Origin of the sequence: Variovorax sp. WS11 (assembly GCF_010499245.1) — a bacterium.
Classification (GTDB): Bacteria; Pseudomonadota; Gammaproteobacteria; order Burkholderiales; family Burkholderiaceae_C; genus Variovorax.
Map to the genome: position 1 here is coordinate 1,714,006 of NZ_JAAGOW010000001.1, position 16,458 is coordinate 1,730,463.

Here is a 16,458-nt window from a genome sequence, read left to right on the forward strand (position 1 = left end):
TACGCCGGCCTCCGTTGCAATTGGCGTCACAATGGTTGCATATTGCGCCATCTGCTTCGCGCCCTTTCATGAGCTCCTCGCCCCTCAAGCCCGCCGGCCGTGCCGCCACGCCCATGGCCTTCGTCAGAGCGATCGTGCGGGGCTACGAGCGCTACGGAAAGGACCCTTCCCGGGCGTTGGCACAGGCACAGATTGCGCCGCAAGACCTGGGGAACGAGCAGGCCCGCGTGACCGCGGCCCAGTTCGAAACGCTGTCGGGCTACGCGATGCAGGAACTCGACGACGAGGCACTGGGCTGGTTCAGCCGCCGCCTGCCCTGGGGCACCTACGGCATGCTGTGCCGCGCCTCGCTGAGCTCGCCCGACCTCGGCGTGGCCATCCGGCGCTGGTGCCGCCACCACCGGCTGCTGACCGAGGACATCGCCCTCGAGCTCAAGGTGGCGGGCGGCGTGGCCACCGTCGCGATCCGCGAGCGTGTGGCGCTCGGCGCGCTGCGCGAGTTCTGCCTGGTCTCCAACCTGCGCTTCCTGCACGGCTATGCCTCCTGGGTCATCGATTCGCGGGTGTCGCTGCGCGCGGCCCGCTTTCCCTTCGAGGCGCCGCCGCATCGCGATGCCTATCCGCTGATGTTCGGCGGCGAGCTCCACTTCGGCGCCGAAGCCGCCAGCTACAGCTTCGACGAGCGCTACCTGGCGCTGCCGCTGCGGCGCGACGAGCAGGCGCTGCGGACGATGCTGCGGCGCGCCCTGCCGCTGACGGTGCTGCAGTACCGGCGCGACCGGCTGCTGGGCCAGCGCGTGCGCGAGCTGCTGCGCGCCCATGGCCGGCAGGCGGCGACGGCCGAGTCGCTGGCGCAGATCCTGAACGTGTCGGCCCGCACGCTGCACCGCCAGCTGCTGGAGGAAGGCGTCTCGCTGCAGCAGCTCAAGGACGCGGTACGCCACGAGCAGGCGGCCGAGCAGTTGCGCCGCACCGAGCGGCCGATCAAGAAGATCGCGCTGGCGGTGGGTTTTCGCAATGAGAAAAGTTTTTCGCGGGCCTTCCGGGCCTGGGCCGGCGTGACGCCCGGCGCATTCCGGCGCGCAGGCGCAACAGTCGCGACGGATGGCTTGCCTGGCGAGGACAATCCGTGACAAAGTTCGGCGCTGCTCCGGCCCTCCCTCCTCCTGAGGACTCCGGGCGCGCTTTCTCGCCCTAGGATCGAGGCATGCACATTCCCGACACCGACACTTCCGAATACGCGGCGCTGATCGAATTCGCCGCCACTTCGGGGCGCTCGTGTATCCACCCCAACGTCGAAAAGAACGCCGGCCAGCTCATCGCCCGTTTCTGGTCCGCCCGCGCTCAAGCCATGACCCAGTCGCTGACCGCGCTGGCCAAGGCCGCGACCGAGCGTCGCGACTGACCCCGGTCTTGCTCCCTCCCCTCCCCCTCAGACCGAAGCGCCGCGCCACCCCGCCAGCAAAGCCGGCAGTTCCGCCATGTCGCCGAACACATGGGCCACCCCCACCGCACGCAGCGCCTCGGGCCCGCTGTGGCCCAGGTCGGAGGGGCTGTAGCCGAAAACCGTGGCGCCGGCAGCAACACCGGCCGTGGCACCGGTCACCGTGTCCTCCACCACCGCGCAGCGCGCCGGGTCCACGCCCAGGGCCGCCGCCGCGGCCAGATAGACGTCCGGCGCCGGCTTGGAGCGCGGCGTTTCGTGGCCGCTGAAGATGCGGTCCTCGAAGGCGTCGAGCAGGCCGATCTTCTCCAGCTGCAGCCGGACCTTGTACCGATCGGCGCCCGAGGCACAGGCGATGCGGCCGGCGGTGCTCGCGTGCAGGCTGCGCACCGCGGCGGGCGCGCCGGCGATCTCGACCAGTTCGCGGTCCAGCGCCGCATTGCGCCGCTCCCTGAACTCGGCCAGCCAGTCGGGGGTGACGGTGAAGCCGGTCATGGTTTCGATCAGCGCCGTCTCGTCCTTGACGGCCTTGCCGGTGAAGGTGCGCATCGCCTCCTCCAGCGTGAGCTGCCAGCCGAGCTCGCCGAGCATCTCGGCGAGCACGCGGTTGGTGATGGGTTCGGAATCGACGAGCACGCCGTCGCAATCGAAGAGGACGGCGTCGAAGGGGATGGAAGGCATGGGGCGATCCTATCAACCGCCCCGCCCCCTTTAGCTCGGCTGGATCGGGATGTATATCTCCCCGCCCGCCGCCTCGAACTCGGCCGACTTGCCCGCCATGCCGTCGACCACCGCCTCTTCCGCGGCCAGGCCACGCGCGGCAGCGTACTCGCGCACCTCCTGCGTGATCTTCATCGAGCAGAACTTCGGCCCGCACATGGAGCAGAAATGGGCCACCTTGCTGGAGTCTTTGGGCAGGGTCTCGTCGTGGAATTCGCGCGCGGTGTCGGGGTCCAGGCCGAGGTTGAACTGGTCCTGCCAGCGGAACTCGAAGCGGGCCTTGGACAGCGCGTCGTCGCGCGCCCGCACGCCCGGATGGCCCTTGGCCACGTCGGCGGCATGGGCCGCGATCTTGTACGCGATGATTCCCTGCTTCACGTCCTCGCGGTCGGGCAGGCCCAGGTGCTCCTTGGGGGTGACGTAGCACAGCATCGCGGTGCCGGCCCAGCCGATCATGGCGGCGCCGATGGCGCTGGCGATGTGGTCGTAGCCCGGCGCGATGTCGATGGTCAGCGGGCCCAGGGTGTAGAAGGGCGCCTCGTGGCAGTGCTTGAGCTGCTCGTCCATGTTGGCCTGGATCATGTGCATGGGCACGTGGCCGGGGCCTTCGATCATGGTCTGGACGTCGTGCTTCCAGGCGATCTGCGTGAGCTCGCCCAGCGTGCGCAGCTCGGCGAACTGGGCCTCGTCGTTGGCGTCGGCCCCGCAGCCGGGGCGCAGGCCGTCGCCGAGCGAGAAGCTCACGTCGTAGGCCTTCATGATCTCGCAGATGTCCTCGAAGTGCGTGTAGAGGAAGCTCTCCCGGTGATGCGCGATGCACCACTTGGCCATGATCGAGCCGCCGCGCGAGACGATGCCGGTGCGGCGGTCGGCGGTGAGGTGGATGAAGGGCAGGCGCAGCCCGGCATGGATGGTGAAGTAGTCCACGCCCTGCTCGGCCTGCTCGATCAGCGTGTCGCGGTAGATCTCCCAGGTGAGGTCTTCCGCCACGCCGCCGACCTTCTCGAGCGCCTGGTAGATCGGCACCGTGCCGATGGGCACCGGGCTGTTGCGCACGATCCAGTCGCGCGTGGTGTGGATGTTGCGGCCGGTGGAAAGATCCATCACGTTGTCGGCGCCCCAGCGGATCGCCCACACCAGTTTTTCCACTTCTTCCTCGATGCTGGAGGTGACGGCCGAGTTGCCGATGTTGGCGTTGATCTTGACCAGGAAGTTGCGCCCGATCGCCATCGGCTCCACCTCGGGGTGGTTGATGTTGGCCGGGATGATGGCGCGGCCGCGCGCCACCTCGTCGCGCACGAACTCGGGAGTGATGAGCTTGGGGATCTGCGCGCCCATCGGGTTGCCGGCGAGCCGCTTCTCGCGTGCGGCGTCGGCCAGGTACTCGGCCATCCATTCGCGCTTGCCGTTCTCGCGCAGGGCCACGTACTCCATTTCGGGCGTGACGATGCCGCGGCGCGCGTAGTGCATCTGGCTCACGTTGCGGCCGGGCGAGGCGCGGCGCGGCTGGCGCTGCAGGCCCGAGGCGGCGGCGCGCAGCTCGGCGAGCTTCTGGGCATCGCGGTCGGCATGGGTGGCGCCGTCGTCGAGCATCTGGCGGATGCGGCCGATATAGGCCTCGGTATCGTTGCGCTCGGCAATCCAGCCGCCGCGCACGCTGGGCAGGCCGCGGCGCACGTCGATGTCGGCCGACGGGTCGCTGTACGGGCCCGAGGTGTCGTAGAGCGAGACGGTCTCGCCGTTGGTCAGGAGCACGTCGCGCACCGGCACCTGGATGTCGGGGCGTCGCGGGCTCGCGATGGCACTCTTGGTGGACGCGGGGAAAGGCTCGCGCGTCAGCGTGAGCAGCGAGGCGAACTTGTCAGGGGCATTCATGCGGGGCACTCCTTCGGTTGGATGGGTGCTCCGCGATCGCTCCGGATCGGCGCGGCGGAAATGGGAGGGTTCCGTGGCCGGGGAGTCGCAGCTCTTCTTACGCTGGTATGAACCAGATCAAGTTCGCGGGTTCGGCCGCTTGGCCATCTCAGTACGCATCGCGCGTGCACCCCGGAGCGGGACCGATTCTAGGCCCCGTGCGGGAAAGGGATCAAGCGGGATGTGCGGCGGCGGCCGGCGGCACGTCGGCGTCGAGCGGGGCGGGCTCCGAATCCAGCGCCTCGGCAGCGGCCCAGGCTGCGATGCCGCCGGCGAGCACGCGCACGCGCGGCAGGCCGGCCTTGGACAGCAGTCGCGCGGCGGCGATGGCGGTCTCGTCGTTCGGACAGTCGCAGAACACCACGAGCTCGCGCGCGGCCTGCAGCTCGGCCAGGCGATCGTCCAGTTCACCATAGGTGATGCCGACGGCGCCTGGCACGGCCCGGTCGTCGATCTTGCGCGTTTCGACCGAGCGCAGGTCGACCACCATGAGGCGCGCGCCAACCGCCAGGGCCTCGCGCAGCGCGCCGACCTCGACGTGCTCGATATCCTCGACCTGCCGCGCGATGCGGCGTTCGCGATAGCGCCAGGCGACGAAGGCGGCCAGCAGCAGCGTGCCGACCAGCGTGGCCGTGAGGCCGACGCTGGACATCACCGCCAGCACGTCCTGGATCGCGCCATGGAACAGCCCGCCGAGCGCCAGGAAGCCCAGCGCCCAGATCAGCGCCGCCAGCGTTTCGTAGGCCATGAAGCGCGTGTTCGACATGCCCAGCGCGCCGGCCATCGGCGGCGCGACCACCGAGACGCCCGGCACGAACTTGGCCGCGATCAGCGAAAGGCCGCCCCAGCGGCCGAGGATGGACTCGCTGCGCCGCACGCAGGTGTCGGCCGACAGCGAGATGCGGCAGAGGAAGCGCATCACGCGGTAGCCCCAGCGGCGCCCGGCCAGGAACCAGGCGCCGTCGCCGAGGATGTTGCCGAGCACGGCGGCCAGCAGCACGGCGATGAAGGACAGCTGTCCACCGACGGCGAGCCCGCCGGCGACGATCAGAAAAGGCGCAGCCGGCACCGGCGCGCCCAGGCGGGTCGCCAGCGTGGCCAGGAAGACCACGGCGGCGCCCTGCGCGGAGAGAAGAGCGACGAGATCGTTCATCGCTATTCCGCCGAGCCGGCGCGCGCCGGCGGTAGCACGAATCCGGCGCTGCGCGTCGTCGCGAAGCTGCGCAGGTCGATGTCGGTGAAATAGGCCAAGCCGTGGCCCTGGGTGTTGTCCGCGTCGGCCGAGACCGCGACCGCCACCACGTCGGGCAGGGTGTCGCCGGCCTCGTCGCCGAAGGCGCGCTTGTAGTCGGCCAGCAGGTTGCGGCGCTCGCTCACGAAGGCCGCCTTGTCGGCCGCGGGACCGGACTCGAGCACCACCATGCGCATGCGCTGGGTGAAGGCGTTGACCAGCGAGGTGCCCTTGGCTTCCTTCTTGTCCCACACGTAGCACAGCGCTTCGCTGGGCACCTCTTCGCCGGTGGTGCGGCGCGCGAGCGCCAGGCGGGTGCGTTCGCCGAAGGACAGGCGCTCGGCCGGAAAGTCGAAGAAGACGCAGAGCTTGGCGGCGCCGTCGTCGCCGGCACGGGTGCGCAGGTTGGCGTCTTCCACGAAGGTGTCGACGCGCCAGCGCCAGGCCAGCGTGGTGGAGGGGTTGAGCGGCACGCGGGTGGCGTGCACGAGGTTGCCGTAGGACTGGTCGGCCTCGACCTTCAGCACCTTCTGCGCGCCCTCCTGGATCACCTCGAAGCGGGTCGGCGTCTTGTTGGGCAGGCTGGTGAAGCGCCACGGCTGGGGCGCCTGGCCACCACGGGCGCTGGAGAAGGGGGTGACCGTGAGTTCGTCGGCATGGGCAGCCGGCGCGACCAGCCAGAGGGCAAAGGCGGCAATCGGCGCGGCCAGCATCGCGCCGATCCAACGGGATGCGGTCGGGATGATGATCGTGCTGTACTTCGTCGCCATGGTGCCCTCGGTGCGGTATTTCTCTGAGACTGGAAGGAGTGTGGGGCCCGAGGCGCCGCGGATAAAGTAGCCAAAAGGAATCGGACTGTCTCCGATTTGCGCACAATGCCCCGCCTTGCTATCGAATCCGTAGCAAGAAAGCCAGGCTCGATCAGGCAGTCTGAGTATTGAAAGCGCAGCGCCGATTCAGCGCATCACCCCGTCGAGGTAGTACCAACGGAGGAGGCGGCCCTCCCCCTCCTCGCGCACGAAGCGGCTGCGCTCCCCAAGACGGGTGGCTGCGCCCGAGCGGCTGCGCTGGCGGGCCACGAACTCGACTTCGGCATGGTGGGCATCGCGCTCGACATGGGCGCGCACCTCCAGGCCCAGCCATTTCACGCCGGGCTCGAAGTCCAGGCGCTCCGGGCGGTGCGAGGGATGCCAGGTCGCCAGCAGGTAGTCGGCCCGTTCCCGCACGAAGGCGGTGTAGCGCGAGCGCATCAGCGTTTCGGCGTCCGGAGCCGGGGTGCGCGCGAAGTCGTCCAGGTAGCGGCCGCAGCAGCCGCCATAGGCAAGCACGGCGCCGCGGGGGTCGCGGCGGCCGCAGGGGCAAGGATCGGGTGCGGATCTGGGCATCGAGGGCTTACGCGGGTGCGCGCATTGTGCAACCCTGAATCGCCCGATGGCGCGATGCTTGCTCGCAGCCTAGGCTCGGCAAGGACGAGGAGAACGGCCATGTACCTGAAGGCTACGGAACAGCAGGCGCTGTGCGGCATCTTCGCGCTGCTCGCACAGGACCAGGGCGAGCGCGAAATCCGCGAACGCATGGGCTGGGCACTGCTGGATCTGCTGCGGGCGGACCAGTTCGCCTCCTTCGTGTGGGATGCGGAAAGCGGGACTTTCGGGAAGCGGGTCGCGCTGAACATGGAGGCCGACAACCTCGACCGCTATGCGCAGTGGCATCAGCACCATGACCCCATCACCTTCGTGCTGCAAGCGCGCCGCCGTGCCACCCGCGTGACCGAGGTGATGCCGCAGCGCGCGCTGATGCGCACCGCATTCTTCAACGACTTCCTGTCGCGCGACGGCCTGCACTGGGGCATGAACCTGCACGCCTTCGACGGCGAGCGCGCACTGGGCGACCTTCGGATCTGGCGGCGGCGCGGGCGCGGAGACTTCGGCGCGCACGAGGCGGAGTTGCTGGACCTGATCGAGCCGGCCTTCATCGGCGCCTTGCAGCGCGCGCAGCGAAAGGCCTCGCCCGCCGCCGCACGCGAGGCGGCCTGGGCCAGCCTGAGCACGCGCGAGCAGCAGGTGGCGCACGCGGTATGCGAAGGGCTGACCGACAAGGAGATCGCGCGGCGCGCGGGCGTCGGCGTGCCGACGGTGCGCACCTACCTGCGGCGCATCTTCGCCAAGCTGGGCATCGAGCGGCGCTCGGCGTTGGCGGCGTGGGTGCCGGGGCGTTGAGCTGCCCCTATTTGGCCGGCACAGGCAGCCGCCTAGCACCCCTCGACCGCCAGCCCCACCGCCAGCAGCCGGCGATCGCTGCCGGCCGGCCGTCGAGCTCCAGCCCCACGGGCAGACCGCTCGTGGCGCCCAGTCCGGCGCAACGTGCAGCCCCGGATGCCGGCGTTGCTGCCGGGGTCGGTGTTCTGGATCAAGAGGCTGAAGTTCTCGATGCTGCTGGACTCGGGCGTGGCGGCCAGCGCCACGCGCGGCACGGTGGGAAAGACCAGCGCGTCGAGCCGGTGCTTCTTGAAGGTGTCGCGATAGAGCTTCTGCAGCGCCGGCCGCGCCTTGCGCATCGCGTTGTCGTAGGCCGGCTTGGCATCGACCACGCCTTGCGCCGCCGGCAGCTTGCGCGGCAGCACCAGGCCTTCGAAGGTGCCTTTGACGTCGGGACTGGCGATGCCCGCGGCCACCTGGCGGATGTCGACGCCGGCGCGGTACTTCTGCAGGTAGGCCGCGAGGTCGTCATGGATCTCGTAGAGCGCGACGGGGAAGCTGACGGCGCCATTGAGCTCGGCCAGCTTCGGCATGTCGACGTCGACCAGCGTGACGCCCGCGCCGCGCAGCTTGGCCAGCGCCGCATCGGTGGCCGCGCGCGTGTCCTCGTCGAGGTTGGCGTAGAAGCCCTTGGCGACGCCCAGCCGCACGCGCTTGAGATCCGCCGGCACCACCGGCGCGCCGCCGGCGATGACGCGGTCCAGCAGCGCCAGGTCAGCCACGGAGAGCGCCATCGGCCCGGCCGTGTCGCGCGTGTGCGAGATCGGCACGATGCCCTGCTGGGAATAGCGGCCCACGGTGGGACGCAGCGAGGCGCAGCCGTTGAAGGCACAGGGAATGCGCACCGAGCCGCCGGTGTCGGTGCCCAGCGCGGCCGGCGCCATGCGCGCACCCAGCGCCGCGCCGTTGCCCGAGGAGGAGCCGCCGGCGACGCGCGTCGCATCGTAGGCATTGCGCACGCCCACGTCGGGCCCGGTCTGGAAGGCCGGGTTGTAGCCGCTGACGCCGAAGGCCAGCTCGTGCATGTGGGTCTTGCCCAGCACCACGGCCCCGGCCGCGCGGAGCTTGACGACCACCGGCGCGTCGGCGCTCGCCACGAAGCCCTTGAGCGCGGGCGTGCCGGCGCTGACCGGCAGGCCCTGGACCTGGATGTTGTCCTTGATCGCCACCGGCAGCCCGCCCAGCGGCTTGCAGGCACCGCCGCGCCGGCGCGCCGTATCGGCAGCCCGCGCGGCTTTCATGGCGCCGGCCTCGTCCAGCGTGATGAAGGCATTGAGCTGCGGCTTGGCCTTGGCCTGGGCGAGGTAGGCCGCCACCAGCTGCTCGCTGGTGAGCGAGCCGGTGCAGAGGCGCTGTGCGGCTTCGCTCGCCGTCAGCGTGGCGATGTCCAGCGGCGCGCCCTGCGCGCTCGCGGACGAAGCGAAGGCGGCCGCGCACAGGGCGAGCGCTGCGGCGCGGACGGACGGGACTCGGTGGTCGATGGGCATGGCGGACGCTTCCGTGGAACGAAGGTTCCATGGTGCGCCGCCGCGCCGTGCTTGTCTGTCATCCGTATCGATGACAGCCCAGCAGCGCGTCAAGCCAGCGCGCGTTGGATGAGCAGCTTCTGGATGTCGGACGTGCCTTCGTAGATCTGGCACACCCGCACGTCGCGGTAGATGCGCTCCAGCGGGAAGTCGCTGACGTAGCCGTAGCCGCCCAGCGTCTGGATGGCAGCGCTGCAGACGCGCTCGGCCATCTCGCTGGCGAACAGCTTGGCCATGGCCGCTTCCTTCAGGCAGGGCAGCCCGGCGTCGCGCAGGCTGGCCGCATGCCAGATCAGCTGGCGCGCGGCCTCGAGCTGGGTCGCGCAGTCCGCCAGCCTGAAGCCCACGGCCTGCTGCTCGAAGATCGGGCCGCCGAAGGCCTGGCGCTCCTTGGCATAGGCCAGTGCCGCCTCGAAGGCGCTGCGCGCCATGCCCACGCTCTGCGCGGCGATGCCGATGCGGCCGCCCTCCAGCGCGCCGAGCGCGATCTTGTAGCCCTCGCCTTCCTGCCCGATCAGGTTCTCGGCCGGGATGCGGCAGGCGTCGAAGTTGATCTGGGCGGTGTCGCTGGAGTGCTGGCCCAGCTTGTCCTCCAGCCGCGCGACGGTGTAGCCCGGCGCGTCGGTGGGCACGATGAAGGCGCTCATGCCGCGCTTGCCCGCGCCCTTGTCGGTGACGGCGATCACGATCGCCACCTGCCCGTTCTGGCCGCTGGTGATGAACTGCTTGACGCCGTCGATCACCCAGCCGTCCCCGTCCTTGCGCGCGGTGGTGCGCAGCGAAGAGGCATCGCTGCCGGCCTGCGGCTCGGTCAGGCAGAAGGCGCCCAGCATCTGCCCCTGCGCCAGCGGCTGCAGCCATTTCTTCTTCTGCTGTGCGTTGCCGTAGCGCATGAGGATGGCGTTGATCGGGCAGTTGGTAACGCTGATGGCGGTGCTGGTGCCGCCGTCGCCGGCCGCGATCTCTTCCAGCACGAGGGCCAGCGTGAGGTAGTCGAGGCCGGCTCCGCCGTCCTCTTCCGGCACGCAGATGCCGTAGGCGCCCAGCGCCGCCAGGCCCGCGTGGGCTTCCTTCGGAAAGAGGTGCTCGCGGTCCCAGCGCGGGGCGTTCGGCCAGAGCTCGGCCTGGGCGAAGGCGCGCACCGCGTCGCGGATCGCTTCCTGGTCGGGGGTCAGCAGCATGGCGACTCCTTGATGGCGAAGGCCGGGGGCATAAAGGATGTCTCCGAGAGTGGGGAATCCGTCATTCTAGGGAGCGCTCGCCCTGCCCGGCCCGCGCCCGCCGCTGGCCAAGAAATGTCACAGGCCGCCGAAAAACGGCAAAAAGTGTCAACCCGTGCGGGATTGCGTCAGGCGGCCAGCAAGGCCGCGGCGGCCCGGGCAATGGCTCGCGCGTTCAGCTGCGCCGAGGTGCGCAGCACGCCCTGCCAGTAGCGCTCGACCGCCTCGAGGCCGCCGGCCTTCTCCTGCTGCTCGAAGGGGATGTGAAGAGACCAGTCGTTGAGGCCGAGGAAATGGATGCGAAAGACCTCGCCATGGAATTCGGCGGTTTCCTCCGCAGTGACGTCGCGGCTGACCAGAGGACCCTGCTCGAATTGCAGGCTCAGGGCGTCGAGGTAGCCGCAGGCCATGGCCAGCCGGATCTGCGTTAGCTCGCTCGCCTTCAGGCCCTGCGCCGTTTCCAGGCGCAGCCCGGGCACCGTACCGCCGTACCCCTGGGCCGCGGCGTCGCTGCCGACATCGCCCGCCGCCCAGCACGCATAGTGAAAGCCGCGGTCCGCGAGGTAGCTGTAGACCGATGCGACGCGCCCTTGACCCAACAGCAGGCGAAGCTTCTTGAACTGGGCCTGCGAGATCGGTGAGGGCATAGACAAAAAACTCCAGCATCGGAAAGTTGCGCATCGAACGAGGCGCCCCTTGCCGATGGTCAGCGCCTTCGCGGTGCTGTATCTGCAGTTATCGTGCCCGCCTGTTTCAGACCAGTTCGAGCGCGACCGCCGTGCCCTCGCCGCCGCCGATGCACAGGGTGGCGACGCCGCGCTTCTTGCCCTTTTGCTGGAGCGCATGGATGAGCGTGACCATGATGCGCGCGCCGCTGGCGCCGATGGGATGGCCCAGCGCGCAGGCGCCGCCGTGCACATTGACCACTGCATGCGAGACGTCGAGCTCGTGCATCAGCGCCATCGGCACGACGGCGAAGGCCTCGTTGACCTCCCACAGGTCCACGTCCTTCACGCCCCATCCGGTCTTCTTGAAGAGCTTGGCCACCGCGCCGACCGGAGCGGTCGAGAACCACTCGGGCTGCTGCGCGTGGGTGGCATGGCCGAGGAGGCGCGCGATGGGCTTGGCGCCCAGCTTCTTCGCGGTGCTCTCGGTCATCATCACCAGCGCCGCGGCGCCGTCATTGATCGAGGAGCTGGAGGCGGCGGTGATGGTGCCGCCTTCCTTCTTGAAAGCCGGCTTGAGGCTGGGAATCTTGTCGAGCTTGACCTTGCCCGGGCCCTCGTCGATCTCGACCAGGGTGTCGCCGCCGCGGCCCTTGACCAGGACCGGCGCGATCTCGGCCTTGAAGGCGCCCGAAGTGGTGGCGGCCTTGGCGCGCTCCACGCTGGCGATCGCGAAGGCGTCCTGCTGCTCGCGCGTGAACTTGTACTTGGCCGCACAGTCCTCGCCGAAGGTGCCCATGGAGCGGCCGGGCTGGTAGGCGTCTTCGAGGCCGTCGAGCATCATGTGGTCGAAGATGCGGTCGTGGCCCATGCGGTAGCCGCCGCGGCCCTTGAGCATGAGGTAGGGCGCGTTGGTCATGCTCTCCATGCCGCCGGCGACCATCACCTCGTGCGTGCCCGCGAGCAGCAGGTCGTGCGCCAGCATTGCGGCCTTCATGGCCGAGCCGCACATCTTGCTGAGCGTGACGGCCCCCGTGCTGTCGGGCAGGCCGCCCTTGTAGGCCGCCTGGCGCGCCGGCGCCTGGCCCTGGCCGGCCATCAGGCAGTTGCCGAACAGCACCTCGCCGACCGTGTCGGGTGCGATACCCGCGCGCTCGACGGCGGCCTTGATGGCCACGCCGCCCAGGTCGTGCGCGGCAAGGGAAGAAAAGTCGCCCTGGAAGCCGCCCATGGGGGTACGCGCGGCGCCGACGATGACGATGGATTCGGACATGAAGTGCTCCTTTTCAAGTTGATTTCAAAAGTACGGCGCGTGGCCATCGTGCTGAAAGCGCTGCGCCTCGTCATAGGGGAAAACATCGAGCATCTGGCCGGCCTGGATGCGCTCCTTGTGGCTCTGCCAGAAGGCGGCGTCGAGCAGGTCGGCATGGTGGGCCATGAAGGCTTCGCGCACCGCCTGGTTGCCGAGCAGGAAGGGGCCGAAGGTCTCGGGGAAGACGTCCTTCGGGCCGACCGAATACCAGACTTCGCCGCTCAACTCGTCCTCCTCGTGGACCGGGGTCGGCACGCGGCGGAAGTTGCAGTCGGTGAGGTACTCGATCTCGTCGTAGTCGTAGAACACCACCTTGCCGCCGCGCGTGACGCCGAAGTTCTTCCACAGCATGTCGCCGGGGAAGATGTTCGCCGCAACCATGTCCTTGATGGCATTGCCGTACTCGATGACTGCGTGCTCCAGCTGCTTGCCCGCCCGGTGGGCATGCTCGGGATGCTCCAGTTGGTCGAAGGCCTCCTGCAGGTAGATGTTGAGCGGGATCATGCGGCGCTCGATGTAGACATGCTTGAGCACCACCTCCATCTCCCCGTTGCCGTCGCGGTCGCCGATCTCGAGCTGGCTGGGCGCGAACTGCTTGATCTCCTCGATCAGCCCCGGCTCGAAGCGGTCCAGCGGGAAGCCGACGTCGCTGTACTCCAGCGTGTCGGCCATGCGGCCCACGCGGTCGTGCTGCTTGACCAGCATGTACTTGCTCTTGATCTGCTCGCGCGTGGTGTCCTTCTGCGGCGGATAGAAGTCCTTGATCAGCTTGAACACGTAGGGGAATGAGGGCAGGTCGAACACCAGCATCACCATGCCCTTGATGCCGGGCGCGGTGCGGAACCGGTCTGTCGAGTAGTTCAGGTGATAGAGGAAGTCGCGGTAGAAGAGCGTCTTGCCCTGCTTGGCCAGCCCGAGGGCGTTGTAGATCTCGGCGCGCGGCTTCCTCGGCATCAGCGAGCGCAGGAACTGCACATAGGCCGATGGCACCTCCATGTCGACCATGAAGTAGGCCCGCGCGAAGCTGAAGAGCATCTGCAGGTCTTCCTCGCCGAAGAGCGCGGCGTCGATGTAGAACTTGCCGGCGCGGTCGTGCAGGATCGGCAGCGCGAAGGGCAGCTCGATGAAGCCGTTGATGATCTTGCCCACCACGTAGGCGCCCTTGTTGCGATAGAAGAGCCCCGACAGCACCTGCAGCTGGAAGTTGGCGCGCAGCTTGACCTGGTGGAAGCGCCCGAGGATGGCCGCGGCGACGCGCTCGGCATCGCGCCGGATGTCGGCGTAACGGCCCTGCAGCGCGTAGTCCTCGAGCAGCTGGCCGACCGTGTCGGCCAGCGTGTGCTGCTCGGGATAGTAGGCGCGGTAGGTGGGCGCGCCGCGCGGCTCGATGTACTCGGTGCTGATGGCCGGCCGCACGAAGATGAAGTCGTTCTGGAAGTAGGCGCGGTGCAGGATCTTCGTGGTGACCGAGTTGAAGAAGGTCTCGGCCAGCTCGGGCTGGTGGTGGTCGACCAAGAGGCCGATGAAGTGCAGCTTGACCTGGTGCCAGACGTCCATGGGCTGCTCGCCGGCCTTGAACTCCTTCTCGAGTCGGGCCACGGCTTCGCTCACCCGCAGGTCGTAGAACTCGATGCGCTCGCGCTGCGCCCGCTGCTGGCCATGCCAGTCGGCGGTCTCGAAGCGGTGCTTGGCGCGCGCCGACTCGGCGCGGAAGAGGCGGTAGTGGCGATCGAAGCCGTCGCGCATCGCCTTGGCGATGTCATAGGCGAGCGGGGAATCGAGGCGCTGCGGGAACATGGGCAGGGCTCAGGCCTCAGGGCTCGGCTTGCGCGGGGTCGGCATCGGTCTGGGGCTCCTCGGCCCGCTTGCTCCACTTGTAGCGGATGCGCTGCACCGCAGCCTTGTACAGGGACTCGACCGGCTTGATGGCGTTGATCGTCATGCCCAGGTCCTGCAGCAGCCCGTCGTGTACGCCGAACGCCCAGCCGTGGATGGACACGGCCTGCCCGCGGCTCCAGGCATCCTCCATCACGGTGCTGACCGCCACGTTGACCACCTGCTCCGTCACGTTGAGCTCGCACAAGGCATCGGCGCGCAGTTCTTCCGGCAGGGAATTGAGCAGCACGCGATGGCGGTCGCGCACGTCCTGGATGTGGCGGATCCAGTTGTCGGCCAGGCCGATGCGCGCGCCCTCGAGCGCCGCCTTGACGCCTGCGCAGCCGTAGTGGCCCACCACCATGATGTGCTGGACCTTGAGCCGCTCGACCGCGAACTGGATCGCCGACAGCGCGTTGAGGTCGGAGTGCACGACGATGTTGGCGACGTTGCGGTGCACGAACACTTCGCCCGGCTCCAGCCCGGTGATCTGGTTGGCGGGCACGCGGCTGTCGGAGCAGCCGATCCACATGTACTTGGGCGTCTGCTGCTTCACCAGGCTGGTGAAGAAGCCGGGGCGATCGCGCTCCATGCGCGCCGACCAAGTGCGGTTGTGGGCGAAGAGATCCTCCAGGTTGTCGGGCGTGTTGTCCATGGTGTTCCGGGGATGGTGATTGAAATGAAGCGTGGATGCTCAGCGGATCTTGGGCTTGCCGGCGCGCGCCAGCGCTGCGCGAGCCTGCTTCTCCTGCGCGCGGACTTCGGCGATGTTCGCCTGCAACTCCTCCAGCTGCGCCTCGAGCTGGGCCCGGTGACCGCCCAGCACGCCGAGGAAGCGCTGCAGCTGCGGCACGGTGTCGCGCGGGCTGTCGTACATGTCGAGGATCTCCTTGGCCTCGTTCAGCTTCAGGCCCAGACGCTTGGCGCGCAGCGTGAGGGTCAGGCGAGCCCGGTCGCGCGCGGTGTAGACGCGCTGCTGCCCGGCGCGCTCGGGGGCGAGCAGGCCCATGTCCTCGTAGAAGCGGATCGCCCGCGTGGTGAGGTCGAATTCCCTGGCGAGCTCGCCGATGGTGAAGGTCTGCGAAGACATGCGTTCGGTGGGGATTGCGCGGGTGACAGCAGCTTCGGGCCTGACTGCCTACAATGATGGGTCTTCCCCATGACGTTTACGTTAACGTCAATCCTACATGAACTTGCTCGAACGCGAACTCCACTACCCCCACGGTGACACGCTGCCGGCTCCGGGCCGGACTTTCGAGGTGGCCCCGGGCGTGCGCTGGCTGCGCATGGCACTGCCCTTCGCGCTCGACCACATCAACCTCTGGCTGCTGCGCGACAGCATCGACGGCGTGGAGGGCTGGACCGTGGTGGACTGCTGCATCGCGCACGAGGCCTCGCGCGCGCAATGGGAGCAGGTCTTCGCGAACGAGCTCGAGGGCCTGCCGATCCTGCGCGTGATCGTGACGCACATGCACCCCGACCACATCGGCCTGGCCGACTGGCTGTGCCAGCGCTGGAACGCGCCCCTGTGGATCAGCTCGACCGACTACCACGTCGCGCGCGTGCTCACCAGCAGCGGCGACACGCTGGCCGGCGGCGAGGCGGCGGCGGACTTCTTCGTCTCGCACGGCCTGGCCGATGCCGAGGCGCTGGCCGTCATCCGCGGGCGCACCAACTACTACGCCAACATGGTGCCCTCGGTGCCGTCGCGCTTCGTGCGCATGCTCGACGGCGACGAGGTGCGCATCGGCGGGCGCGTCTGGCGCTGCATCAGCGGCTACGGCCATGCGCCAGAGCACATCTCGCTGTACTGCGAAGAGCTCAATGCCCTGCTGGGCGGCGACATGATGCTGCCCCGCATCTCCACCAACGTGAGCGTGCATGCGGGCGAGCCCGAGGCCAACCCGCTGCGCCTGTTCCTCGACAGCATCGACCGCTTCAAGGCGCTGCCGGCCGACGCACTCGGCCTGCCCTCGCACGGCAAGCCCTTTACCGGCATCCACCAGCGCGTGAAGCAGCTGCAGGACCACCACCGCGACCGCCTGGCCGAGCTGCTGGAGGCCGGCACGACCCGGCCGCTGAGCGGCGCCGAGGGGCTGCCGATCCTGTTCAAGCGTGCGCTCGACGTGCACCAGACCACCTTCGCCCTGGGCGAGACCGTGGCGCACCTGCACCTGCTGTGGTTCGAGGGACAGCTGCAGCGGCGCAAGGGCGAGGATGGCGTCTGGCGCTTCGGCGTCTTTGCATGAGACGCCGGGCCGCTCCCAAGTCGAATAGCACGCAGCCGAAGGCG

The 16,458-nt window shown here is 69.0% G+C and carries 16 protein-coding genes and 1 riboswitch; of the genes, 4 read left to right on the forward strand and 12 right to left on the reverse strand.

The window, feature by feature from the left end; translation table 11 throughout:
* The first annotated feature begins 68 nt into the window (after positions 1–68).
* Positions 69–1,133: an AraC family transcriptional regulator gene (locus tag GXN78_RS08660; protein WP_106557685.1), complete on the forward strand. Its 1,065-nt coding sequence runs from the start codon at positions 69–71 to the stop codon at positions 1,131–1,133.
* Between the two features lie 74 nt (positions 1,134–1,207).
* Positions 1,208–1,405, forward strand: coding sequence for a hypothetical protein (locus tag GXN78_RS08665; RefSeq protein WP_106557684.1), 198 nt, complete (start codon positions 1,208–1,210; stop codon positions 1,403–1,405).
* Positions 1,406–1,432: 27 nt separating this feature from the next.
* On the opposite strand, the gene GXN78_RS08670 is transcribed toward GXN78_RS08665, so the two are convergent.
* The 5 genes from GXN78_RS08670 to GXN78_RS08690 all read right to left on the reverse strand — a co-directional run bounded on the left by GXN78_RS08670 (position 1,433) and on the right by GXN78_RS08690 (position 6,694).
* A complete protein-coding gene (locus tag GXN78_RS08670; RefSeq protein ID WP_106557683.1) occupies positions 1,433–2,125 on the reverse strand; it encodes an HAD family phosphatase in 693 nt (230 codons plus the stop codon).
* 30 nt (positions 2,126–2,155) lie between these two features.
* On the reverse strand, positions 2,156–4,039 hold the full coding sequence (gene thiC / locus GXN78_RS08675) for a phosphomethylpyrimidine synthase ThiC (protein ID WP_164255390.1): 1,884 nt from the start codon (positions 4,037–4,039) through the stop codon (positions 2,156–2,158).
* 77 nt (positions 4,040–4,116) lie between these two features.
* A riboswitch (TPP riboswitch) is annotated at positions 4,117–4,223 on the reverse strand.
* A 27-nt stretch (positions 4,224–4,250) separates the two neighbouring features.
* Positions 4,251–5,231, reverse strand: coding sequence for a VTT domain-containing protein (locus tag GXN78_RS08680; protein WP_106557681.1), 981 nt, complete (start codon positions 5,229–5,231; stop codon positions 4,251–4,253).
* A 2-nt stretch (positions 5,232–5,233) separates the two neighbouring features.
* Positions 5,234–6,079: a DUF3047 domain-containing protein gene (locus GXN78_RS08685; protein ID WP_106557680.1), complete on the reverse strand. Its 846-nt coding sequence runs from the start codon at positions 6,077–6,079 to the stop codon at positions 5,234–5,236.
* A gap of 186 nt (positions 6,080–6,265) precedes the next feature.
* On the reverse strand, positions 6,266–6,694 hold the full coding sequence (locus GXN78_RS08690) for a YchJ family metal-binding protein (protein WP_106557679.1): 429 nt from the start codon (positions 6,692–6,694) through the stop codon (positions 6,266–6,268).
* A 99-nt stretch (positions 6,695–6,793) separates the two neighbouring features.
* On the opposite strand from GXN78_RS08690, the gene GXN78_RS08695 reads away from it, so the two are divergent.
* On the forward strand, positions 6,794–7,528 hold the full coding sequence (locus GXN78_RS08695) for a LuxR family transcriptional regulator (protein ID WP_106557678.1): 735 nt from the start codon (positions 6,794–6,796) through the stop codon (positions 7,526–7,528).
* A gap of 32 nt (positions 7,529–7,560) precedes the next feature.
* Here GXN78_RS08695 and iaaH read toward each other — a convergent pair whose 3' ends face one another.
* The 7 genes from iaaH to GXN78_RS08730 form a co-directional block, all read right to left on the reverse strand.
* The gene (gene iaaH, locus GXN78_RS08700; protein ID WP_239142648.1) at positions 7,561–9,054 is read right to left on the reverse strand and encodes an indoleacetamide hydrolase; all 1,494 of its coding nucleotides are present in this window, start codon (positions 9,052–9,054) and stop codon (positions 7,561–7,563) included.
* An 89-nt stretch (positions 9,055–9,143) separates the two neighbouring features.
* On the reverse strand, positions 9,144–10,274 hold the full coding sequence (locus GXN78_RS08705) for an acyl-CoA dehydrogenase family protein (protein ID WP_106557677.1): 1,131 nt from the start codon (positions 10,272–10,274) through the stop codon (positions 9,144–9,146).
* A gap of 167 nt (positions 10,275–10,441) precedes the next feature.
* Entirely contained in the window at positions 10,442–10,960 is a 519-nt protein-coding gene (locus GXN78_RS08710) for a hypothetical protein (protein WP_106557676.1), read from the reverse strand.
* A gap of 106 nt (positions 10,961–11,066) precedes the next feature.
* Positions 11,067–12,251 (reverse strand): acetyl-CoA C-acyltransferase, encoded by a 1,185-nt coding sequence (locus GXN78_RS08715; protein ID WP_106557675.1) that lies wholly within the window; start codon positions 12,249–12,251, stop codon positions 11,067–11,069.
* Between the two features lie 24 nt (positions 12,252–12,275).
* Positions 12,276–14,087 carry a bifunctional isocitrate dehydrogenase kinase/phosphatase gene (gene aceK, locus GXN78_RS08720; protein ID WP_106557674.1) on the reverse strand — a complete coding sequence of 604 codons (1,812 nt, stop codon included), beginning with the start codon at positions 14,085–14,087 and terminating at the stop codon, positions 12,276–12,278.
* A gap of 16 nt (positions 14,088–14,103) precedes the next feature.
* Positions 14,104–14,820 carry a carbonate dehydratase gene (can, locus tag GXN78_RS08725; RefSeq protein ID WP_106557673.1) on the reverse strand — a complete coding sequence of 239 codons (717 nt, stop codon included), beginning with the start codon at positions 14,818–14,820 and terminating at the stop codon, positions 14,104–14,106.
* 39 nt (positions 14,821–14,859) lie between these two features.
* On the reverse strand, positions 14,860–15,255 hold the full coding sequence (locus tag GXN78_RS08730; RefSeq protein ID WP_106557672.1) for a MerR family DNA-binding transcriptional regulator: 396 nt from the start codon (positions 15,253–15,255) through the stop codon (positions 14,860–14,862).
* A 97-nt stretch (positions 15,256–15,352) separates the two neighbouring features.
* Here GXN78_RS08730 and GXN78_RS08735 point away from each other — a divergent pair, with 97 nt between their 5' ends.
* On the forward strand, positions 15,353–16,414 hold the full coding sequence (locus GXN78_RS08735) for an MBL fold metallo-hydrolase (protein WP_106557671.1): 1,062 nt from the start codon (positions 15,353–15,355) through the stop codon (positions 16,412–16,414).
* Positions 16,415–16,458: the final 44 nt, after the last annotated feature.